Source organism: Clostridioides sp. ZZV14-6153 (assembly GCF_020657855.1).
Lineage (GTDB): Bacteria > Bacillota > Clostridia > Peptostreptococcales > Peptostreptococcaceae > Clostridioides.
In genome coordinates this window covers 89,543-112,571 of the sequence record NZ_JAGWCZ010000003.1, presented here as the reverse complement: position 1 = coordinate 112,571, position 23,029 = coordinate 89,543, and the positions used below count along the sequence as shown (strand labels likewise).

The following is a 23,029-nucleotide window of genomic DNA, read 5'->3' as shown; positions in this document are numbered from 1 at the left end:
ATATAGTTATATAATAATAAATATCAAAAAGGAGAGTGAATTGTAATGTTATCAAAACCAGCAACAATGCTTTTAGGCCTAATAAATGAAAAACCTCTTAATGCCTATGAAATTATAAAAGTGTTAGAATACATGAATGTAAAGTACTGGTTTAATATCGCAGACTCAACCGTATATACTACAATTAAGACTTTAGAAAAAAGAGAATTGATTTTAGGTACTGTTAAAAAGGATGGTAATATGCCAGACAAAACAGTTTACACAATCACAGAAAAAGGAAGTATAGAATTTCATGATACTTTGAGAAATTCTATTTTGAAATTCGATTATGACACTAATATTTTTTCTATTACAGCATTCTTTATTGAATGCCTAGGAAAAGAAGAAAGAAAAAATCTTTTAGAAAAACGATTAGAAATTTTAAATCAATATCTAACAGGAATTAAGCAAAAAGATGATGATGATTGGAAAAAGGAAGTTAGTGAATTTCATGTTGCTAATGTAAAACGTATGATTGATATAGTATTAGCAGAGATTTCTGGGACAAAAAGATTATTAGCTGTTTATAAAGGTTAAACAAAAACTGTAAATAATGTCTTTCCACATATAATTCATAGTCTACTGTTTTGTATTTATTTCATTTACTCTTCTTTCATAGATATAGAAAGGGCACCTCATATGAAGTGCCAATCTATATTATATTCATTTTTATTTATTGCCTTTAGTTATTGTATAAGAGCTATTTCTCAATATATTTTCATATAGCCTTATGACAACTTGCATTTATAGTATTCTTTTTTTATAAAGCTTATTATATATGATTATGCCAAAGTCGAATATTCTTCTACATACTGACTATATACATATCCGGAATATCTTTTCCCATTTTTGTGGATATTAATTCTTGACCATTTTCCAACACTATAACAGACTTCAACTTTAAAACCATCAGGAATTGTAGTTATTATTTTTGAATCTGTTGTTCTGTCATTTCTTAATTCTAGATTTAAACCATTAGTTTTTATATTTCCTATGTAATTTCTTTTTCTGCTTTCTAGAATATTATTACTTTTAGTGTTGCTCAATTTCTCTAAATATTTATAGAGTAACCAACCTTTGTCATAATTACTTTCAACTTCTGCCCATTTTCCATCTACACAATTTAACTTAACCATTTTTCCTTCTGGTATGCTTTTTAATTTCATACTGTTTATATCTGGTTTCTCTCTTAAATTCAATTTAATCTTAGTCTTAAAATTGAGGTTAGATTCATCAAAGTTTTTTAACATTAATTCAGATATCATTTCAAGCCCTCCTCTTGCCAAATTTTAAGTTATTAAAAATACCTAACTCTTAAAAAATAAATTTAACAAAAATAATTATTATCTTTTTGGCAACTGGCTGACATGACCTTTATTATATAAAGATTTTAGTCCCTATAGCTTTGCGTCATTAGATTTATCTAATATTGCCTATATCTGAATAATAACACAAATTAAATATTTAAAAAATAATATTCCCTCAAACTTTATATTAATTAAATATAAATTCAATTTTTAATTAATAATAAATAAAAAATATCTTTATATTACTAAATAAATTATTATTCTCTATAAGTCATCTATAAAATAGTGATTTACCTAACATATAATTTTTTTAAAGCTTACTTGACAAAAGAAGTATAACACTGTATCATTATTATAAACCGACGGTCAGTCTATTTTCCAAATATAATTATAACATGTCTATATATTTGTATGATTATGAAAGTATATAAAGACTACTTAATAGAAATTTTGATGAAAATAGTGGTAACTATTGTTATCTCTTATCAATATGCAGCATTAATAAAAAATAACTTATTATACACTTACTTGAGCTTTTTTATATTCAACTCAGTTTACTTACTTCAGTTATTTACATTGCTATACTTATGCTATTTTTAATTTTTAGAAATTTTTAAGAAACGAGGATGAAATATGTTAAAAAGAATATTACAAAAAGATTTAACAAGAAATAAAGTAGTAACAGCCGCATTATTCATATTTATTTTACTGGCAGCTATGTTAATATCTAGTGCTACAAATATTATTATGGAACTTACTAGTTCTATGGCTTCCCTGTTTAGACAATCTCGTGCACCTCACTATGTTCAAATGTATTCTGGAGAATTAAACCAAAAATCAATCAATGAATTTACAGCTTCAACTCCGTCTGTAAAAGAACAACAAACTGTTGAACTCTTAAATATCAATGGAAGGAATATTTTTCTAGGAAATGATAAAAAAAGCCAGTCTGACAGTGTTTTAGAAAATAGTTTTGTGAGGCAAAATAGTAAGTTCGATTTTTTATTAGACATGGATAATGAGATATTTCAAGTAGAAAATGGAGAAATAGGGGTTCCTGTCTATTACATGAAACAAAATAATTTAAATGTTGGAGATAAGATACAAATAGTCAATGGTGATTTCTTCATGGAATTTACAATAAAAGACTTTGTACGTGATGTACAAATGAACCCTTCCCTTGTTACTTCAAAGCGTTTCTTAATCAGTAATGATGATTGGAATACTTTACATGCTAACTTGGGTGAAAGTGAGTACCTGATTGAGTTTCTATTAAATGATATAAATAAAATTAGTGAATTTGAAACGTTATATCAATCAACTAATCTTCCACAAACAGGAACATCAATAACTTATTCTCTTTATCAAGTGCTAAATGCATTATCTGATGGAATTGTAGTTGCAATTATTATCTTAATTAGTGTTCTACTTATTATAATTGCTACTTTATGCTTACGATTCACACTAATTGCAACTATTGAGGAAGATTATCGTGAAATTGGTGTTATGAAAGCAATTGGTATCCAAAGTGGTAATATCCGAAAGTTGTATCTGGCAAAATATATATTGATTGCATCTTCAGCAAGTTTTTTTGGTTATATAACCTCATTATTTATTGGAACTTTTTTTACAGAAAATATCAATCTTTATATGGGCAAAGTAGAAAAAAGTGCTTTTGCTATTTTTATTCCATTAATTGGTGCAATTATTGTATTTATAGCAGTTATATTCTTTTGTAATCTAATACTCAAAAGATTTAATAAAATATCAGCAGTAGAAGCATTAAAAACAGGTACTTCAATGACCACTAAACGAAACAGATATAATATAAAACTATACAAAAGTAAAATAACAAATGTTAATTTCTTTTTAGGATTAAATGAAGTAACTGGAAGATTTACCATTTATAGCTTACTCTGCTTTGTTTATGCTGTCTGCATCTTCCTTATGATTGTACCACTTAATTTTCTAAATACTATTCAGTCTCCAGAATTTATTACTTATATGGGAGCTGGTCAAAGTGATATTCGCATTGATTTACAACATACAAATGAAACTCAAAACCATCTTAATTCTATATTGAAGGTTATTGAAAGTGACAATGATGTTGAAAAGTATGCTTCCTTTATAACGAGTTCTTATAAGGTAATGAACCAGGATGGGACGATAGAAAATATGAAAATAGAAAATGGAGATTTTTCAACTTTTCCACTTGAATATGTAAAGGGTTCTGCACCAACAAATGAAAATGAGATTGCTCTATCTGTTATAAATGCTGATGAATTAGGGAAAAGTGTTGGAGATAATTTATCTATTTTTTCAGAAAAAGATAATGAGCTAATCCTTACTGTTAGTGGAATTTATCAAGATGTTACATATGGTGGTAAGACTGCTAAAGCGATGCTACCTTACAAAGAAGATACAATTTTATGGCATGTCATAAATTTAAATATGAAACCTGGAGTTAATTTAACAGATAAATTAAATCAGTATAGAATGAATTGTTATCCCGCAAAAGTTACAAATATGGACGATTATGTAAGTCAGACATTAGGCTCTGTTATTAGCCAATTAAGACTTGTTATAAAGCTAGCTGTTATTCTATCTATTTCGATTTCTGGATTTATTACAGCAATGTTTTTTAAAATGTTGATTGCTAAAGATACATCACAAATTGCAATTATGCTTAGTTTAGGCTTCTCTACTAAAAATATACGAACTCAATATATTGCAAGAGCATTATTAGTCCTTACAACTGGAATTATTTTAGGAACTATTGCATCAAATACAATTGGTCAAAAAATAGCAGGGCTACTTCTTTCTGGTATATCCAATTTACAATTTATAACAAATCCAATAATTGTATATATAATCTGTCCAATAACTTTAATTATAACTGTATCTATTGCTATCACAGCAATCAGTATGACAATCAAAAAAATAAAAATTATGTCTATCATAGAATAAGAGGTATATTATGAATAATATTATAGAAGCTAAAAAAATTAGTAAAGAATATGTCATCAGCAAAGAGAATATACATCAAGTTTTAAAAGGAATTGATTTAACCATTCAACATGGAGAGTTTGTATCTGTTATGGGAGCTTCTGGCTCAGGAAAAACAACTCTACTTTATAACTTAAGTGGTATGGATAAACTCACATCTGGAAACATTACATTCTGCGGAGAAATGATTTCTAATATGTCTGAGGAAGAATTATCGAAGATACGATTAAAAAAAATGGGATTTATCTTTCAACAAAGCAATTTACTAAAAAATTTAAATATCTTTGACAATATAGTCCTTTCTGCCTACTTGAGAAAGGAAGAAAGCCGCCAAATAATTAATGAGCGAGCAAAAATACTTATGGAGAAGACAAATATCTCAGAAATCAAAGATAAAGATATTACTCAGGTTTCTGGTGGTCAACTTCAAAGAGCAGCTATATGCCGTGCTTTAATTAATACTCCAGAAATCTTATTTGGAGATGAACCAACAGGTGCACTTAATTCTAAAGTAACAAATGAAGTGATGGATATTCTTTTAGATATCAACCACTCTGGTACGACCATTATGCTTGTGACTCATGATGCCAAAGTTGCAGCAAAAACAGAACGAGTAGTATTTATGTCCGATGGTGTAATCATAGGAGAAATTATATTAGGAAAATTTAATGAATATAATAACAATTTAAAAGAAAGAGAAAACAAACTTACAAACTGGTTATTAGAATTAGGTTTTTAGAAATATTAGTACGAATAAAACAGATGTTACTAGTAGTATAAAATCAAAATGGTTATGAGTAAAGAAATCTATTATTAGAGGATCTAGAAAATAATATAAGTATAACTTTTTAAATCCTTAATTATTTATAAGAAATTTTTCATATATCTAAATTAAGATATACAACATTTTATTAAACTATCTACTTCACATATATATTAAAGCTGATGACTTATCCAATGTTTGATGATAAAATAAAATTAATAAATATTTAATTATAGAGGATTATATTATGAACATTATTAAAAGAGTACCTTTAATATTAATAGTATTAATTGCAATATTAATAACAGGATGTTCTCCAAGAGAAAGTGCTAGTGAAGTAGCAAAAAAGTATACTGATAGAGTAAATTCTGGAGATTATGAAACAGCATATGATTTACTAAGCAAAGACACCAAGAAAAAAGTTGGTCTTGAAAGGTTTAAAGAGTATCAGGATGTATTAATCGAGACCAAAAAAGTAATCGGCTATAAATTAGGAAAAGAAGAGAATATAGAAAAGTATAAATATGATAAAAAAGAATATAAGAATCTTATTAAACTAGAAGAAACTTATGATATGAAAGATATGCTTTCTAGAAAAAAGAAATCTTTAAAAATTGATAGATACTTTGTAGTTGAAAACAATCGATATAAGTTATTGTGGCATGAAAATTTTAAAAGTAACCTTAGTTCTAGGTACCTTGATTTTGTATATCTAAAACTCGAAAAATTTTCAGAAGAATCTTTTAAGGAAATTGCTATATTGCTAAAAAAAGCAACTGATGCTGATCCTAGCAATTCAGATCTTTACTATATAGAAGCATCTAACTATATGTATTTAGATGACTATGATAAGGCTCTACTTCCAATTAATAACTGCTTAAAATATTTAGATAAAAAAAGTTCTAACTATAAAAAGAAAGCAAGTGATGCATACAATTTAAAGGGAGTTATATTAATGTGTAATAAAAAATATGATGATGCAAAAAAATTTTTAAATAAGTCATTAGATATTAATCAAAATAATGATGATGCAAAATATAACTTAGATACAATAAAAAATGATTTAGAGTAACTATTTAATTTATACAAAATAAATTAATTTCTATATTATTATGTATTTATATAATATTCCCTATTAAATTAAAATACTTATAAATTAATTATAAAAAAGAACTTATTGCTATATAAAAGTTAATATATAAGCAATAAGTTCTCTATATTTGTACGCAAAACAGTAATTAATTAAATTTAAAATACATAACAACTAAATACTAAAAATATATAATTATGTTAGATAATAAAATCTAAAGCAATATGTATTTATAAATATTTATAATTTTAAAATTTGTATATATTAATGGTTAAATATTACATAATAAATCCAAATAAGTATATAGATGCCACACCCGTAACAATAGAAATTCCAATAGATTTAAATTTGTATGCAACAAGAAGTACAATTAGAAAAGATATAATTTTAGGATTTACTACAGATAAATATAGATTATCTCCATTAAAAAATACATCTTTCGCTGTTAAAGAAGTAAGTATTGCTACAGGTATAAATTTCATTATTTTTTTCAAAGACTCAGGCATATCCTTTTTCGAAAAGATTAACATTGGAAAAACTCTTGGAAGATATGTAACAATGTACATTCCTATTATAATAAAAAATATATAATTACTATTATTCATAAGATTCCTCCTTTTTATAATGCACCTCTTCTGCAAAGAACCCAATTAAAGATGCTAAAATTGATGCGACTATAATTACTAAATTACTCTTAAATAATACATATAAAATAATTGAAATAATAATTGATGATATAAATACTAAAACATAAATTTTGTTTTTTATTTGAGAAACTATTAATGCTATAAACATAGAAGTCAGTATAAATCCAGAAATAGAACTATCTACAGATATTGTTTCTCCTAAAAATGCCCCAATAAAGTTAGCTAAGACTGATGAAACTAGGCAAAAAAAATTGAGATAGATTGCATTTCTGTCAGTCCAATTTCCAGTAGTAAATTTTTCATAATTAACTGCAAAAGTTTCGTCAGTTATGGTATGGCAAAATGGCAATATAAACTTTGGACTTTTATTTTTTATATACATATTTAAATTGGAACTCATTAAGAAATGTCTCAAATTAACAATAAATGTGGTTAATACAATGGATGTTATACTTGCACCAGCTGAAATCATTGAAGCTGCAATAAATTGAGAGCTTCCTCCAAATACCAAAGTTACCATCAATGCTATTTGAAAAGGTGAAAGACCAGATTTCTGCAGTAGTATTCCTCCTACTATACCTATTGGTATATAGCCCAAAAATATGGGTATAGAGGCAATAAAACTTTCTCTTAGTTGTTGAGTTCTTTCCATGATAAATCACTCCTTTTAACTTTTAATATATTGAGTATTATTAAAATATAAAATAGATTAATCATATAATTGCAATTATACTTAAAAATAAATTTGAATTAACTATATAAGCTTTACTATAATAAATAAAAATAAATTAGTTTTGAAATACTATTAATCTATAATTACTTTTTGTTATAAGGCAATGATATATGTCAATTCTTATAAATCTATTATCTATTATGTTTTTATTGTAACAGCAAAAAAAATTACACACAATTAAAATATTGTGTGCAATACAATTATCTTTTTTCTTTCAGTAATCGTTTTAATACACTTAAACCAGATTTAAGTTCTTCTATATTTTCTGTAGCACATACAGCTATTCTTATTGCAGAAATAGGTTTTTCTTTTCCAACTGCAAAGCGCTCAGATGCATAAACTTGTACACCTTCTTTGAGTGCCTGTAACTCAAGTTTTTCTGCCATTATATCATCAGGTAGTATTAACCATCTAAATATACATTCATCATTTCCTAAAATATTATACTCAGATAAATATTGATTGACAATCTCATTTCTTCTCCTAGCAGACTTACGGCGTGCCTCAATTAATTTATCTGCTTCTCCTGATGCAATCATACGGTAAGCTATTTCTGTTAAAAAATATGATTGAGACAGATTAATATTATATAAAGCACTTGATAACGCTTCTCTATACTTTTTAGGTGTAGCAATGTATGCAAGACGTAAGCTAGGTGCAAGAATTTTTGATAAGCTTGTAATATAAATTGTCTGATTAGGTATATAATTAGCAACTGGGTTCAAATATATTTCATTAAGTAAACCATGAATAGCATCCTCAATCACAATTAGATTATATTTAGATGCAATATGTGCAATCATTTTTCGTCCAGCCTCTGACATTATATGTGTAGTTGGGTTTTGATAATCTGGTATTATATATATTCCCTTGATGTTTTCATTCTTGCAGGCATATAATAAACCTTCTTCACTAATCTCTCCATTTTCTTGTTTAATTGGTATCAGTTGTATTCCAAGCATTTTGGCTGCCGTCTTTATTCCAGGGTAAGTTAATGGGTCTACACCTATTCTATCTCCATGTTGAAACAGACCTGCCAAAATAGCTACAATTGCATTTTGTCCTCCACTTGCAGGAAGTAAGCTATCAGAAGAGGTTTTAAATCCAGTTTTGGAAATCAATTTAGCTATAGCTTCTTTTTGCCAATCAGCACCATCTCTCTGTCCATATTGAAATATAGTTTTAAAATCCAATTCTTTAGTTATTTGTTTAAATAAAGTACTCATTTCTTCTAATGCACAATCTGGATTCATTGTACCCATTTCAATGAATGTAATTTTATTACTTGACATCAAAAATAAATTTGACCGTATATCATAAGCTACAAAAGTTCCACTTCCTGTCACACCGCTTATTAATCCTTTCTTTTCACAAATTTTAAAGGCTCTAGAAATAGTACTTACATTTACATCTAGGAAGTCTGCTAATTCACGTTGTGGTGGTAATTTAGTACCAGGCAACAAAGTTCCATTATTAATATCTTCTTCTAATTGTTCTGCAATAGCTTTATATAGTATTTTCCCTCTTGATGGTCGTTTTGGCTTCCAATTCATAGGATAATTTTCAAAAGAATTAATTGGCATAAAGTTTCACCTCACATTACTAATTTGACTGTTTTGTTTATCTAAGGCAATAAATTCATTAAGAAAGTGATTATACAAATCTCCAACCTAAACAAATTAATCAATAGCTGTATTTCATAATTACCTTTAAATTTATTTTAATATATACACCATATATTTAAAGAACTTTCTTGTCAATATAAAAGTAGTACAAACCATAATTAAATGAATACTAGAATATTTAATTATTTTTGTACAATAAAAAAGAAGGCATAAAGAGCTACCCTCAAGCTCAATATACCTTATAAATATCTACACTTCGTTTTTGACTAATTTCTCTATGTCCTTGATAATATGTTCTTTAGATTTTTTTCCAGCTATTGCATCAAAAATTGCAACAGCTTTTTTCTCTCCAAACTTCTCTGCTACATCATTAAACTCTAGAAATCTAACACTTTCCTTTTGTTTACCAAACATACAACACCTCTCATACATTTTTATATATTTATTATAACTTCTATATGTTTATTTTTCACCAATAAACGTTAGACAAATTAGTGCCTTTATTTTTTTAACTTTATTTTCCCTTCAAAATCCTTAACAAAACTAGTTTATTCTACCCTATGAATAAAAATATACAATTTAATTTGTAGGAAACTCAGTAATAAAATAAAAAAATCAATACTTCTCTTTCCAAAAGTTTTACAGTAAAAATAATAAAAATTATTTATTGTGTAGCAGCTTTGATATATACATAAGATTCACTAACTATTTTGTTTCTCAAAGTAAGTAAAAAATAAAATAGTTAATAACAGAAAAATTTCAAACTGATATGATATTAATAGATACAATCTCTGTATGTCTTTGACATATGCTATCTTGAAAGTTTTTGATGTTACCATAGAGACTTATTTAATTTTACAGATGGCTAAGTATAATAGGAGATATTTAAACTGATTAAATTAAGACAATCAATAATTTTAATGTTTAATTGTTGACTTTGACACCGTGTCGTAGTTTATACTAAAACTGTAAGGAGGAAGTATAATGAGGACAATAACTATAAGCCAAGTATCTAAAAATATGGGTATATCCACTAGAATGCTACGCTATTATGAACAAATTGGATTAATTAAAAGTTTTCGTCGTGAAGGTTATTCTTACAGAGTTTATGATGAAGAAGCAATTTCTAGAATTGAGCAGATTATGCTTTTGCGTAAATTGCGAATTCCTGTACGTCAAATTCAAATAATTCTAGAAAATAAAAATGCAATTACTGCTATTAACATCTTTCGTCAAAACATAAATGAATTGGATGAAGAAATTACGGCTCTTTCTACAATCAAGGATATTCTCTTTTGTTTTATCAAAGAACTAATTAAAGTTACAGAACTACCACTCAAAACTATTATTTCTGAAAATGACACATTGTTATCAGCTATTGAATCACTCAATATTGTTAGTATTAATTTTAAGGAGGAACAAGGTATGAATAAGTTAAATAAAGCAGATGAAAGATTATCAAAACTCAATGATGTACGTATAGTATACCTACCACCAACTACTATTGCTTCCGCTCATTATATTGGTGATGACCCAGAACTTCATGCAAATACAATGCTTGATGAATTCGTGCGTAAAAACAATTTGAATAAAATTAAACCAGATTTAAGACGTTATGGTTTCAATCATCCTAATCCAATAGATGAAACAGGCTATCATGGTTATGAAGCATGGGTGACAATTCCAGATAATATGGAGATTTCGGCACCACTTAAAAGAAAGCAATTTGCAGGAGGGTTATATGGTGCACATATGATTGCTTTTGGCAATTTTGCTGAATGGGATGCACTTCTTGAATGGGTGAATAACAGTGAGAAATATGAATTTGCAGGTGATTTACAAGACCAAGAACATATGTGTGGTCTTTTAGAAGAACATTTAAACTATTTTAGCCATATAGAAAATACAGACCATGAGGTAAAAGATATACAACTTGATTTACTAATACCTATTAAGGAAAAATAAGATAAAATATCAGCATAATAATACTAGTTTGTCAAAAAGATTATATGACTGTGAGATAACAATTATGATAGAGAAAGATTATTTTTGAAAAGAAGAAATATGTCTTTTATTTAACATTCTAACTATTGACAATTAGACAAGATTATAATAAAAAATAGATAAACTATATAGTTTATCTATTTTTTTATTACAACTTTAAGGAATCAATATATTTAAATTTAATAAAATTTATCTAAAGTCTTTCTAAAATTCCAATATGTAAAATATTAAAGTTACATTAATAATATAAGTATTTGTTATGTAATAGTATATGCTATATTAAAACATACTCAATAGTATTATTAAATTAATATATTCGTATTAATACAAATAACTATGTACAAAAATTATATATTAAGTTCTTCTAAGATTTTTATTGCAAATCTTGCATTTGGATATGTAATAGAGCCACCACCAATTACACCTATTTTTATTGCTTCTATAATTTCAGCCTTACTTGCTTCAGAGTCGACACATCCCTCTATATGATAGCAAATGCATTCATCACAACGACTTAAAATAGAAATTGCTAATCCCATCAACTCTTTATTTTTTTTACTTATGGCTCCCTCTGAATAAGTCTTATCATTAAGACTTCCAAATACTTTAAAAAATTCATCTGTTTCACTTAGTTTATTATTATATAATTTTCTATATTCTTTCATTTCTTCAAGATTCATATCTACCTCCTGTGTTTATAAATAATTTTTATAGATTATACTATCACATCATACTTGTATTTTCAATATTAAATATGAATTTTCAATTTATAACACATAGCTTGATTTGCAAATGACCTTAGAATATATAATCAATGATGATTTCTCACTTTGAATATTAATTAATTTTCAGAGCTAAAATAAATACCTTAATAAGTTTTTAATTGTCTGTTTTAGCTCTGAAATATATAATATTTAACTAAGTTTTATAAAAATATATAACTATCCTAATTATTTTTAGCTGAATTTTTATATATAAAATAAGAATAAATAAATGGTATCACTACAATCATAATTATTATGAAAGTATTATAAAAAGGAATATTAATAAATGCATTAATAATTAACAATATTCCACCAATAATCCAAATCCACCCAGCTAAATGATGTGTTTTATTCCAATTTTCTTCATTATTAAGAGTCCATGGTAATTTTATTCCTAATGTATAATTTTGTTTACATTTAGGAATATAGTTTCCAATAAAGAAAATCAATATTCCTGAAAATAATCCTATATAAAAGTTTGTCTCTAAAGTAATTCCTATTGAATACATAATCATCATCACTTGTAAAATAACTGACAGTATAGCAACTCCCCACTTTGAAAAACTTTGAAGTATTTTTGAAAATCCTATTTTCTTTGGTTCATTTTCAAGTCTAAACCATGTATATATATGAATACATAGCATTAATAATGGTACACCAAAAGCTGCTATAACTTTTGGAGCATAATTATCTGGATTTCCATAGTTGTCAAAATGAATTGCAACCTGATCTGGTAATCTATTATAAAAATAAATTGATACAATAAATGGTATAAAACATACTAAAGTTGATAAAACAAATTGTTTATTTATCATTTTTTTCATTATCTTTTTCTCCCTTCTCCATAAATTGTGAAAACCAAAGCATAACTTCTTCAAAAACTGAAGTATTTATTTCGTAGAAAATAAAGTTTTTATACTTGGTTTCAAATATGAGCCCTGCCTTTTTTAATTGTGATAGATGATAAGAGATTGTGGCATTTGTCATATTAAATTTTTCACTAATTTCTCCTGCTGACATCCTGTTACTCTTTAGCATAAGTAAGATTTCTCTTCTTATAGGGTCAGAAAGAGCCTTAAACGTTTCTGGAAAACCCAACAATATCACCTCTCTATTTAGAATTTCATCTAAATACAATATAACATAATTAATTATTCATTTCAATAACTATTTAGATTTTTTTCTAAATAGTTATTGAAATTATTATATAAATTTTTAGAATTAGTTTTAAATAAAGCAATCTCACTCATAGATTACTCTTATTTAAATACTTTACTTTCAAAAAAAATAAAAAGACTTAGAAATAAAACTCTAAGCCCTTTTATTTTACAAACTTTCTTATATTTAAAATATAACGTGCACTATTTATGCAACATATTCATACTTTTCTCTGTATTCTCTTACGGCATCATTCCAAGCTTCTTGTACTGTTACACCTCTTTTATTAGCAATTCTCTGTGCCAGTTCAATTATTTTCATAGCTCTTCTTGATATGTTCATATATATTCCTCCTACAAATTATTATATATTTCATATACATAGATTAAAGTTATATTTTTATACTATATAACTTTTCTATTCTAATATTACAATTTCCATATGTATTATATATGAACTGTATTAGAAGATAATTAGAATTTTTGTAAAATTTGTATATATTCATATTTATACAACATTGACCTAATGAAAATCTTAAAATAACTTGAAATATATATTCTGATATATACTCTAATAAGCATTTAGAAACTGCAAAATACTTGAAGTTTTTAATAGTTAATATCATATAAAAAATCTACAACTAATCTAATTACAGTGGTTGTAGATTTTTATATAATATACAAATAATTATAAAAGATAAAACTATCCAATTAAAACAATGTTTGGTACATTAGCTTTGTGACCATAAATAATGCCATTACTAAAAATATTGGTTTTATCATTTTTGAACCATTTTTTATTGCAACTTTAGCACCTACATAAGCCCCTATTATCATTACTAATGCAAACAACACAGCAATTTTATAATATACTTGACCATTTATCATAAATAATAATAATGAAGTTACATTGCTTGTCAAGTTTAATATTTTTGTATTTGCTGAAGCATGCAAGAAATCATATCCATATATTTTTATAAATCCAAAAGCTAAAAATGTTCCTGTTCCTGGCCCAAAAAAACCATCATAGAAACCCATTATAAATGCCATAAGCATTCCTAATCTCAAATTTTTCTTATTAATACCTTCAAATCTGTCTTCTTGACCTAAATTTTTAGAAACAAAAGTATAAATTGCCACTATTAAAATCATCAATACAACTAAAACATTTAGTATATTTTCATTTATTGATAATACACATTTTACTCCTAAAATACTGCCTATAATAGTAAATGGAACTAATTTTTTTAAGAGTTCATTATTAGTTTTGCCAGATTTTGCATACCTATAAGCACTACTTATACAACCTGCTGATGCTGCAAATTTGTTTGTACCAATAGCAAGATGTATTGGTACTCCAATAGCCATAAGAACAGGCATACTGATAAGTCCACCTCCACCTGCTATAGAATCTACAAAAGCAGCTATAAAGCCCCCTATACATAAAAAAATAATTACAAACATAAAATTCCTCCATACATTCTATTTCAATCTCCTTTACAATATATACTTCATACAATTCTTTCTTAATTTTTATTGTCCAATATATTTTTTCTATATTCATTTGGAGTGCTATTATTAAATTTTTTAAATATTTGTGAAAAATAACTGCTATTATTAAATCCTACTTTCTTGCAAATATCAGCTATACTCATATTCCCATTTTTTAAATATTTTTTAGATTCTTCTATTCTAAGAATATTTATATACTCAGTTATTGAAATTTTATTCTTTTCATTGAAAATAGAACTTAAATAATTTGGACTTATAAAAAACATCTCAGATATGCTATTTAAATTTATATTTTCTTTATAATATTTTTGTATATATTCGTTTATCTTTTCAATTAAATTTACTTTATCTTTTCTCCAAAATTCTCTATTAATGTCAATACATTCTTTAGAAAATTCAAGTAATATATTCCATAAGTCTTTATCACTACTTACAAGTGATATTTTTTTAGTATATTTATTTTTTATGTAATAGATAAGATTTAAATCTTCTAAATCTCTAAGTACTGTTCTAGATAATACAAGTATCACCTCTTGAATAATACTTTTAATATTATTATGTATTTTCTTATTTATCTCTATTAATTTACAAATGCCTTCTAAATTCATATTTTTAATTTCTTTCTCAAGAGAAAATTCTAATTCATAAGGATACTCTACACAGTCAGTATTAAGTATACTAATTCCTACAGGACTTATAATGCACTTTTCTTCTAATAGCTTATAATTAGCCCTTTTAAGTGCATCTTCAAGTTTTATATTTTCCTTTCTACTCTTTAATATTTCCTCATCTTTTATACTAAGTTGGTTTTCAAAGAATGTTCTTTTTGCTATTTCCTGAATAAAATCAGTCACCATTAGTAAATTTTCTTTTAATACATATAATCTACTTTTAGGATTTAATGGGATTTCACTGTAAATTTTATTTATATATTTTATATCTATATTTGAGTTATTTGATAATATCGATAACTTTTTATCTATATCAATAGATTTATATATTATAAAATTTCCACATTCTATATATCCAATTATATTTTCTTCTAATACTATAGGTATCTCTAGGCTAGAAACATCATAATCACAATTATATATTTTAGTAAAATTATCGTTATTTATATTTTTATTAAGTTTTCTATTACATGTTCTTATGTTTTTGCAAATATTGCAAAACTTAACTTCTCCATTAGTTTCAAATATTTTTTCGTGTTTTGAATCATAAATAGATATTTTTAGCTTCAGTATATTAGATATTTGATTTGCAATATTTTCAATTATATTTATATTAATTAACTCTTGTATATTATTCTCAGAAAACATGATTGGTAATTGTTTTAAGCTTGAAAATTTATAGGGAACATAGGCAATTAATATTATCAAATCATTTTTACCAGTATTTATAATTTCATGTTCTGAATATGGTGGGCAATAGATTATTGATGATTTCTTTATATTAATCTTTCTACCATCAATTATTTGTATTCCTTCTCCTTGAATCACGTATAAAAGTTGTTCTTCACTTAAATGAAAATGTTTTTCTTGACAATTTCCTGGAAAAAATTTTACAACTCCAGCACTAAGTCTATTATATTGTGTTTTTGATGGCTCATGTATCCATGTAACTTCTCCCCAATTAAATTTTTGCACTTCATATTTACTCGACTCACTAAAATACTCCATAAGCTCACCTCTTAGTTTTTGTCTAAATATTTTTTTATTCTTTCAAACGTCTCATTGCTTATAACATGCTCTATTCTACATGCATCTTTTTCAGCTATATTGAATGAAACTCCCAATGTATTTATTAGAAATCTAGTAATTAAAATATGTTTTTCATAAATTTCTTCTGCTTTTTTTCTACCATTTTCAGTTAAAATAATTTCACCATCAAACTTCATTACAATGAGACCACTTTCCTTTAAAATCCCTACAGCTCTACTTACACTTGCTTTACTATAATTTAGTTCTTTTGCTATATCAATAGACTTTACAATTCCATTTTTCTTCTCCAAAATCAATATTGTCTCTAAATAATTTTCTCTTGATTCATACATTTCTACTTCCCCCAAGCAATAACAATTCAATTCTAATATTTTTATCATACCAATTAAAAAAGTATAACTGTATGTTTTAACATCATAATCTAGATTGTTCATATATATAATAAAAAATACTCACTTTTATACTCATAAATATTTTTACCACTTACATTAATATATCTTATCATAATTTTCTTTTTTATTACATAGAGAAACCTCAGACAAAATAAAAACCAGTTTAGACTTTGATACATAGTGTAAGAAAAGCATTAAAAGCAAGACTTTACATACATAAACAGACAACAAAGTTATAAAAAGAACACAAAAAATTATTTCTTAACTACCTTTTTTTCATTTAGATAGGCTACTTTTTCATCTATTTGCTCCATACAATGTTCCAACACATGTATTTTATTTTGAATATTCTGTTTATGTTGTTCAAATAGACAAATTCTTTTATCTATTGTATCATCTCCCATATCACAGAAATGAAAGCATTCATATATATCCTTTATAGATAAGCCTGCCTTTTTAAGTTCTATAATAAAGACTAGGCGTTCTATATCCTCTTCTAAAAAATAACGAACACCACTTGGTTTTCTATTGATAGGAAGTAGCAAGCCTTTTTCTTCATAAAAACGGATTGCTGATGGAGAAATTCCGGTTATTTTTGATACCTCAGTCATGGAATATTGCATGTTCTTTACCTCCATAAAATTTTAAATGAATAATAACATTATAAAAATTCCTTTCATAATAGTCAATCAGTAGTCAATAAAAAAGTATTGACTTCAAGTTAGGTTGAAGTTGTATAGTTTGAAGTGTAAAAATCAACTGGTAAAAGAAAGGATGATATAAATGGAAAAATATGCAACTATGATTAAAGAAAATTTAAATGCAGGAAAAGTACTTTGTGGAATTGCAGTTTCACTGTCTGATTCAGCTGTAAGTGAATTAGTAGGGCTATCTGGATATGATTTTGTCTGGATTGAGGGAGAACATGGAGCCTTAGACCGTAAAGACATTCAGCAACATATGATAGCGGCACATGCTGGCGGTGCTGCTTCTTTAGTTAGATTAGGAAATAGTGACCCTGCTCTTGTTAGAGCCATAATGGATATGGGAACAGATATCATAGGATTTCCATTTATTAATACAGTACAAGACGCACAAAAAGCAGTATCAGTTTGTACCTACCCACCAAAAGGTATAAGAGGATGTAATCCTCAACGTGCTTCTTATTATGGGCGTATGAATTATTTAGACTATATTAAAAACGCAGATAAAGAAACATTGAAAATGATGTTAATTGAGCAAAAATCAGGCTATGACAATCTTGAAGATATAGTTCAGGTTGATGGTGTTGATATTATAGCACTAGGTCCTGGCGACCTATCTTTAGATCTTGGCTTTGCTGGAGATATGGATAGACCAGAAATAAAAAATATGATTACTCATGCTGCTGAGATATGTAAAAAATATAAAATGCCTTTTATCGTCTTTCCAACAATAGAAAAGACAAGCGTTGAAACATGGGTCAATATTGGTGCAAATATGCTTTGCTTTGCACAAGATACAACCTTTATCACTTCTGCTATCAATCAATTATGGTCTTTTTATGATGAAGTTGTACCAGTTGAAAAACATCATTAAATAATTGTATTTCTTGTACAATAAACATACTGCCAGATAACAAATAAAAAATTATTATCCGGCAGTACTGAATATATCTTGAAGTCAAAACATTAACTATTTTCTCTTTTATAGAATATTCATCACATATGTCATACTATTAATATTTTTTAGCTTTATGTATACTAATATTATCATTAGTTTTTAAAAATTAGCTTTTTATAGCATACAAATTTATTCAGCCAACATTTTACCTAATTCAATACAATTAGCCTCTGCCTCTCCATCTGGATCTTCCATTGCTGTGATTCCTTCACCACCTATAATCGTAGCACCAGCATTTTGCATACGTTCTTCCCAATCTCTCATCCATTCACAATTTCCCCAACCATATGAACCAAATAATCCAATTTGTTTACCTGATACCATTGATTCTAATTCTGATACAAATGGTTCCATATAACCTTCTTCTAATTGCTCTGCTCCCATAGATGGGCAACCTAGTGCAAATTTATTTTCTCCTTTTAAATCGCTTGGTTTCAATAAACTTACATCTAAAACCTCTGGTGTTTTACCTTTTGACTTTACACCTTCTGCTACAAAATTTGCCATTTTTTCAGTATTTCCTGTTCCACTCCAATAAACAATATATATTTTACTCATTTTTACCTCCTATGATATTTTTAATTAATATATTAGTTAGCTATAGCTAACTAATATTTAAAAAATAAAAGATTTCTTTATTTGAAATCTCTTTATTTTTTCTAAATATATAATATCATGAGTAGTTTTAAAAATCAATATTTATCGATAATATTTCTCATTAAATAATTTTTATCATTTATCTATTAAATACATAGTCTTTATTTTTCATTAGCAAACAAATACTATCTTTTAGTATTACCCTTGTATTTATAAAGATTTAAATATAGGTAACCATTTCCTTGTTCTGTTCTAGGCAAACCAAGTGCCCTTGTACACTTTATTAACTGTGCATACAACTCAGCTTCATCAAAATTTCGTTCAAATTCTTCTCTTGCCCACTCTTTAATCAATGCCATTGAACCTGTTACATAGGGTGCACTCATACTAGTACCACTCATAATAGCAAGCTTATTATCCATATAAGTTGATAAAATATTTCTTCCTGGTGCAACTAAATCTATTGTACTATTTGAATTGCTAAATTTCTCAACTAAATAGTTTTCATTTATTGCACCTACTTCTATTACTTCAGGATAACTTGCTGGGTAACTATATTCACTTGTACTAGAATCCCCATCTCCATTATTACCAGCTGCACACACTACAGGAATATTATTTTTTACTGCTTGTAAAACAGCATTTTTTAGATTTTTATCATCTTTATTCCCTCCTAGAGACATAGATATAATATCCACCTTGCTACTTACAGCAAAGTTGATAGCATTAATTATACTCTGATACGTCCCAATACCATCTTTATTTAATGCTTTGGCTATTAATAATTTACAATCTGGTGCTACTCCCATAACTTCATTATTATAATTAGATGCTGCTATAATACCTGCTACATGTGTTCCATGTCCATTAAAATCCTCATATATATTTTTATTTCCATTACTATCATCACTGAAATTTGCCCCTCCAATGACTTTCCCTTTTAATAGAGGATGAGATGTATCACAACCTGTATCTATTATACCAACTACAACATTTTTACCAGTGTAGCCCTCTTCCCACATTCCTTTAGCATTCATTTGTTTTATACCATATGGAAATTTATTCTTTGTTCCTCTTAGATTTTCATTTATCTCATATGGAATTAACTTCATTTTTTTATTCATAATGTATCCCCCTAAAAATTTTATTGCATATAAAAAATTATAAACAAGTTAAAATGATAAACTATAAATTAATAATTTAATTTATAGTTACATGATTATACTCATCTATTTATATTTATGATGTGTTTTTTATTTTTAGGAGTCATATTTTATTGTCTACAAAATAAAATTTATGTGCTATATCAAAATAAAGATTTGCTTACATATGCAGATTTACTTTCATAGAGAATTTACTTTTTTATAAGATACAAAATATTTTATACGTTTGAAACAATAAAATAGGATATCTTATTTATGGTAAAAACCTTTTAAGATATCCTGTTAGTATTTAATATTCTCTACTTTTTTAATATATTTACTATTTCAAAACTGCCCCTGTATTTGCTGATGTAACCAGTTTAGCATATCTACTTAAATATCCATGCTTTATTTTTGGTTCCAAAGGCTTAAATTTTGATTTTCTCTTTTCCATTTCTACATCACTTACTTTTAATTCTAATTTTTTATCTGCTATATTTATAGAAATTATATCACCTTCTTCAACTATTCCTATTAAACCACCTTCCATAGCTTCTGGAGAAATATGTCCTATAGATGCCCCTCTGGTAGCTCCTGAAAAACGACCATCAGTAAGAAGTGCTACATGCTTATCAAGTCCCATTCCCGCAACTGCTGAGGTAGGAGATAACATTTCTTTCATTCCTGGCCCTCCTTTTGGACCTTCATACCTTATAACTATAACATCACCTTTATTTATTTTTTTGCCAAATATAGCACTAACAGCTTCTTCTTCTGAATTAAAAACTCTTGCTGGACCTTCATGAACCAACATTTCCTCTGCTACTGCTGATTTTTTTACAACTGCTCCATTTGTAGCAAGATTACCTCTTAAAATTGCTAGGCCTCCTTGACTGCTATACGGATTTTCTAATGTATGTATTACTTCTTCGTTCTTTATCTCACAATTTTTTATGTTTTCTCCTATAGTCTTGCCTGTTACTGTTTTACAATCTAAATTTATTCCTTTTATCTTTGAAAGTTCATTCATTATAGCTGGTATTCCGCCTGCCATATGTAAATCTTCGATATGATGCTTACCACTTGGACTTAATTTTGTTAAACAAGGAGTTTTTTCACTTATTTCATCAAATAAATCTAAATTAAGTTCTATTCCTGCTTCATAGGCTATTGCAGGTAAATGAAGCACTGTATTTGTAGAACCAGCCATTGCCATATCTACAGTTATTGCATTTTTAAAAGCATCTATTGTCAAAATATCTCTAGGCTTTATATCATTCTTAAGAAGTTCCATGACATACATACCTGCATATTTTGCTATTCTTTTTCTTTCTCCTGAATGTGAAGCAGCAGTGCCATTATATGGAATACCCATACCTAGTGCCTCTGTTAAACAATTCATACTATTAGCTGTAAAAAGTCCAGAACATGAACCACAACCAGGACAAGAATTCATTGCCAACACTTCTAGTTCCTCTTCACTCATTGTTCCATCCTTACAAGCTCCAACACCTTCCATTGCAGAGTTAAAGTCATATACTTTTCCATTTGCTTTTCCTGGAAGCATAGGACCTCCACTTACAACAACACTTGGTATATTAAGTCTTGCAGCAGCCATTAACATTCCTGGCACTATTTTATCACAATTAGGTATAAGTACTAAAGCGTCAAAACCATGTGCCATCGCCATTGCCTCTATAGAATCGGCTATTAATTCTCTTGAAGCAAGTGAATAATTCATTCCAACATGCCCCATAGCTATACCATCACAAACTCCTATAGCTGGAAATTCTAATGGTAATCCACCACTCATTCTCACTCCATTTTTTGCTGCTTCTGCTATTTCATCAAGATGAAGATGACCAGGAATCACTTCATTTTGTGCATTTACTATACCTATTAGTGGTCTTTCAATTTCTTCTCTAGTAAGACCCATTCCATACATTAATGCTCTCTTTGGAGCTCCTTCTATTCCTTTTTTTATATCACTTCTCATGGTATTACCTCTTTCTTATATTTTTAAAATTTTCATAATATTATTATAATATATTTTTATATCAATTAATTACAAAAAATCCAAAAAATATTAAAAGATATTAATATAAAATTATTACGATTTTATATTAATATCTTACACAAATAAATTAAATGCTTATTCTCTCTTGGATATACTAGTTGGAGAAATCTTTTTTGCCAATATTAAAGATGCTATTATTAATAAAAGCAACAACACTATAGAAATTATAAAAGAAGGATTAGTAACATCAATAGCTTTATCTCCTATATTTAAGAACACTAATGTTCCTGGTAAAATACCAATAAATGTTGCAAGTATATAACTACTAAACTTTATGTTAGTAAGTCCTGCTCCATAGTTTATAAGATTATATGGAGTAATTGGTATCAATCTTAATACAAATATAATAAAAAATCCTCTCTTCTCATCTGCCTCCATAAAAAGTTCCCATAAAGATGGTGATAATTTATTTTTTAAAAACTTAGTTATGGTATCTTTAGCTAATACCTTTGCCATCATAAACATAATTGCACTATTAATACCTGCACCTATTATAGTATAAAGTGTTCCTTTCCACAATCCAAATGCTAATCCTCCAGCCAATGCTAAGACTGGAACTGGAAAAAAAGTAATTGGTAAGATTGAGAAAATCAATATATATACAAAGGGTGCATAGTTTCCATATGATTGCACATATTGACGTATCTGCTCTGCTGTAATATCTCTAAAAAATGTATAATAAATGAGTATAAAAATAACAATGATAAGTGCTGTAACAATTCCTTTCAAATTCTTTTTTATAATAAGTATCATCCTTTCTATATGTATTTATTGTATATCGCTATTATTTA

The 23,029-nt window shown here is 27.0% G+C and carries 23 protein-coding genes, 1 pseudogene and 1 riboswitch; of the genes and pseudogenes, 7 read left to right on the top strand and 17 right to left on the bottom strand.

Going from position 1 to position 23,029, the window contains the following annotated elements; translation table 11 throughout:
* Nucleotides 1-45 precede the first annotated feature (45 nt).
* Complete coding sequence (locus tag KGF46_RS05895) at nucleotides 46-576, top strand: PadR family transcriptional regulator (protein ID WP_227827989.1); 531 nt, start codon at nucleotides 46-48, stop codon at nucleotides 574-576.
* A gap of 245 nt (nucleotides 577-821) precedes the next feature.
* Here KGF46_RS05895 and KGF46_RS05890 read toward each other — a convergent pair whose 3' ends face one another.
* A complete protein-coding gene (locus tag KGF46_RS05890) occupies nucleotides 822-1,304 on the bottom strand; it encodes an SH3 domain-containing protein (protein WP_227827988.1) in 483 nt (160 codons plus the stop codon).
* A gap of 85 nt (nucleotides 1,305-1,389) precedes the next feature.
* Nucleotides 1,390-1,483: riboswitch (cyclic di-GMP riboswitch) on the bottom strand.
* Nucleotides 1,484-1,979: 496 nt separating this feature from the next.
* Here KGF46_RS05890 and KGF46_RS05885 point away from each other — a divergent pair.
* The 3 genes from KGF46_RS05885 to KGF46_RS05875 all read left to right on the top strand — a co-directional run bounded on the left by KGF46_RS05885 (nucleotide 1,980) and on the right by KGF46_RS05875 (nucleotide 6,187).
* Entirely contained in the window at nucleotides 1,980-4,313 is a 2,334-nt protein-coding gene (locus KGF46_RS05885) for an FtsX-like permease family protein (protein ID WP_227827987.1), read from the top strand.
* Nucleotides 4,314-4,323: 10 nt separating this feature from the next.
* A complete protein-coding gene (locus KGF46_RS05880; protein WP_227827986.1) occupies nucleotides 4,324-5,091 on the top strand; it encodes an ABC transporter ATP-binding protein in 768 nt (255 codons plus the stop codon).
* A gap of 271 nt (nucleotides 5,092-5,362) precedes the next feature.
* Nucleotides 5,363-6,187 (top strand): hypothetical protein, encoded by an 825-nt coding sequence (locus KGF46_RS05875; protein WP_227827985.1) that lies wholly within the window; start codon nucleotides 5,363-5,365, stop codon nucleotides 6,185-6,187.
* A gap of 296 nt (nucleotides 6,188-6,483) precedes the next feature.
* On the opposite strand, the gene KGF46_RS05870 is transcribed toward KGF46_RS05875, so the two are convergent.
* From KGF46_RS05870 to KGF46_RS05855, 4 genes are all read right to left on the bottom strand, one after another.
* Nucleotides 6,484-6,810 carry an AzlD domain-containing protein gene (locus KGF46_RS05870; protein ID WP_227827984.1) on the bottom strand — a complete coding sequence of 109 codons (327 nt, stop codon included), beginning with the start codon at nucleotides 6,808-6,810 and terminating at the stop codon, nucleotides 6,484-6,486.
* The gene (locus KGF46_RS05865) at nucleotides 6,803-7,504 is read right to left on the bottom strand and encodes an AzlC family ABC transporter permease (protein WP_227827983.1); all 702 of its coding nucleotides are present in this window, start codon (nucleotides 7,502-7,504) and stop codon (nucleotides 6,803-6,805) included. Before KGF46_RS05865 ends, KGF46_RS05870 begins: the two co-directional genes overlap by 8 nt.
* Nucleotides 7,505-7,785: 281 nt before the next feature.
* A complete protein-coding gene (locus KGF46_RS05860) occupies nucleotides 7,786-9,168 on the bottom strand; it encodes a PLP-dependent aminotransferase family protein (protein ID WP_227827982.1) in 1,383 nt (460 codons plus the stop codon).
* 291 nt (nucleotides 9,169-9,459) lie between these two features.
* Complete coding sequence (locus KGF46_RS05855; RefSeq protein ID WP_227435106.1) at nucleotides 9,460-9,624, bottom strand: hypothetical protein; 165 nt, start codon at nucleotides 9,622-9,624, stop codon at nucleotides 9,460-9,462.
* A gap of 570 nt (nucleotides 9,625-10,194) precedes the next feature.
* Between KGF46_RS05855 and KGF46_RS05850 the strand changes: the two are divergent.
* Both KGF46_RS05850 and KGF46_RS05845 read left to right on the top strand, forming a co-directional pair.
* Nucleotides 10,195-10,398: pseudogene (locus tag KGF46_RS05850) on the top strand (MerR family transcriptional regulator); the annotation flags it as partial.
* 237 nt (nucleotides 10,399-10,635) lie between these two features.
* On the top strand, nucleotides 10,636-11,175 hold the full coding sequence (locus KGF46_RS05845) for a GyrI-like domain-containing protein (RefSeq protein ID WP_227842007.1): 540 nt from the start codon (nucleotides 10,636-10,638) through the stop codon (nucleotides 11,173-11,175).
* Nucleotides 11,176-11,561: 386 nt separating this feature from the next.
* Here KGF46_RS05845 and KGF46_RS05840 read toward each other — a convergent pair whose 3' ends face one another.
* The 8 genes from KGF46_RS05840 to KGF46_RS05810 form a co-directional block, all read right to left on the bottom strand.
* Nucleotides 11,562-11,894, bottom strand: a complete 333-nt coding sequence (locus KGF46_RS05840; RefSeq protein WP_227827980.1) for a carboxymuconolactone decarboxylase family protein — start codon at nucleotides 11,892-11,894, stop codon at nucleotides 11,562-11,564.
* A gap of 266 nt (nucleotides 11,895-12,160) precedes the next feature.
* On the bottom strand, nucleotides 12,161-12,802 hold the full coding sequence (locus tag KGF46_RS05835; protein ID WP_227827979.1) for an SdpI family protein: 642 nt from the start codon (nucleotides 12,800-12,802) through the stop codon (nucleotides 12,161-12,163).
* On the bottom strand, nucleotides 12,783-13,076 hold the full coding sequence (locus KGF46_RS05830) for an autorepressor SdpR family transcription factor (RefSeq protein WP_227827978.1): 294 nt from the start codon (nucleotides 13,074-13,076) through the stop codon (nucleotides 12,783-12,785). Before KGF46_RS05830 ends, KGF46_RS05835 begins: the two co-directional genes overlap by 20 nt.
* A 267-nt stretch (nucleotides 13,077-13,343) precedes the next feature.
* Complete coding sequence (locus tag KGF46_RS19995) at nucleotides 13,344-13,478, bottom strand: hypothetical protein (RefSeq protein ID WP_255287792.1); 135 nt, start codon at nucleotides 13,476-13,478, stop codon at nucleotides 13,344-13,346.
* Nucleotides 13,479-13,846: 368 nt separating this feature from the next.
* Entirely contained in the window at nucleotides 13,847-14,599 is a 753-nt protein-coding gene (locus KGF46_RS05825) for a sulfite exporter TauE/SafE family protein (protein WP_227827977.1), read from the bottom strand.
* A 62-nt stretch (nucleotides 14,600-14,661) separates the two neighbouring features.
* Complete coding sequence (locus KGF46_RS05820) at nucleotides 14,662-16,326, bottom strand: helix-turn-helix domain-containing protein (protein ID WP_227861861.1); 1,665 nt, start codon at nucleotides 16,324-16,326, stop codon at nucleotides 14,662-14,664.
* An 11-nt stretch (nucleotides 16,327-16,337) separates the two neighbouring features.
* Entirely contained in the window at nucleotides 16,338-16,700 is a 363-nt protein-coding gene (locus KGF46_RS05815; protein ID WP_227827975.1) for a metal-dependent transcriptional regulator, read from the bottom strand.
* Between the two features lie 314 nt (nucleotides 16,701-17,014).
* Entirely contained in the window at nucleotides 17,015-17,383 is a 369-nt protein-coding gene (locus KGF46_RS05810; protein WP_227856361.1) for a MerR family transcriptional regulator, read from the bottom strand.
* A 160-nt stretch (nucleotides 17,384-17,543) separates the two neighbouring features.
* Here KGF46_RS05810 and KGF46_RS05805 point away from each other — a divergent pair, with 160 nt between their 5' ends.
* Nucleotides 17,544-18,338: an HpcH/HpaI aldolase family protein gene (locus KGF46_RS05805; RefSeq protein WP_227840964.1), complete on the top strand. Its 795-nt coding sequence runs from the start codon at nucleotides 17,544-17,546 to the stop codon at nucleotides 18,336-18,338.
* A gap of 213 nt (nucleotides 18,339-18,551) precedes the next feature.
* Here the strand turns inward: KGF46_RS05805 and KGF46_RS05800 are convergent, their stop codons facing one another.
* From KGF46_RS05800 to KGF46_RS05785, 4 genes are all read right to left on the bottom strand, one after another.
* On the bottom strand, nucleotides 18,552-18,980 hold the full coding sequence (locus KGF46_RS05800) for a flavodoxin (protein ID WP_227827972.1): 429 nt from the start codon (nucleotides 18,978-18,980) through the stop codon (nucleotides 18,552-18,554).
* Between the two features lie 224 nt (nucleotides 18,981-19,204).
* Nucleotides 19,205-20,143, bottom strand: coding sequence for a S8 family peptidase (locus KGF46_RS05795; protein WP_227827971.1), 939 nt, complete (start codon nucleotides 20,141-20,143; stop codon nucleotides 19,205-19,207).
* 358 nt (nucleotides 20,144-20,501) lie between these two features.
* Nucleotides 20,502-22,157: a dihydroxy-acid dehydratase gene (gene ilvD, locus KGF46_RS05790; RefSeq protein ID WP_227841621.1), complete on the bottom strand. Its 1,656-nt coding sequence runs from the start codon at nucleotides 22,155-22,157 to the stop codon at nucleotides 20,502-20,504.
* A gap of 156 nt (nucleotides 22,158-22,313) precedes the next feature.
* Nucleotides 22,314-22,991 (bottom strand): TVP38/TMEM64 family protein, encoded by a 678-nt coding sequence (locus KGF46_RS05785; protein ID WP_227850330.1) that lies wholly within the window; start codon nucleotides 22,989-22,991, stop codon nucleotides 22,314-22,316.
* Nucleotides 22,992-23,029: the final 38 nt, after the last annotated feature.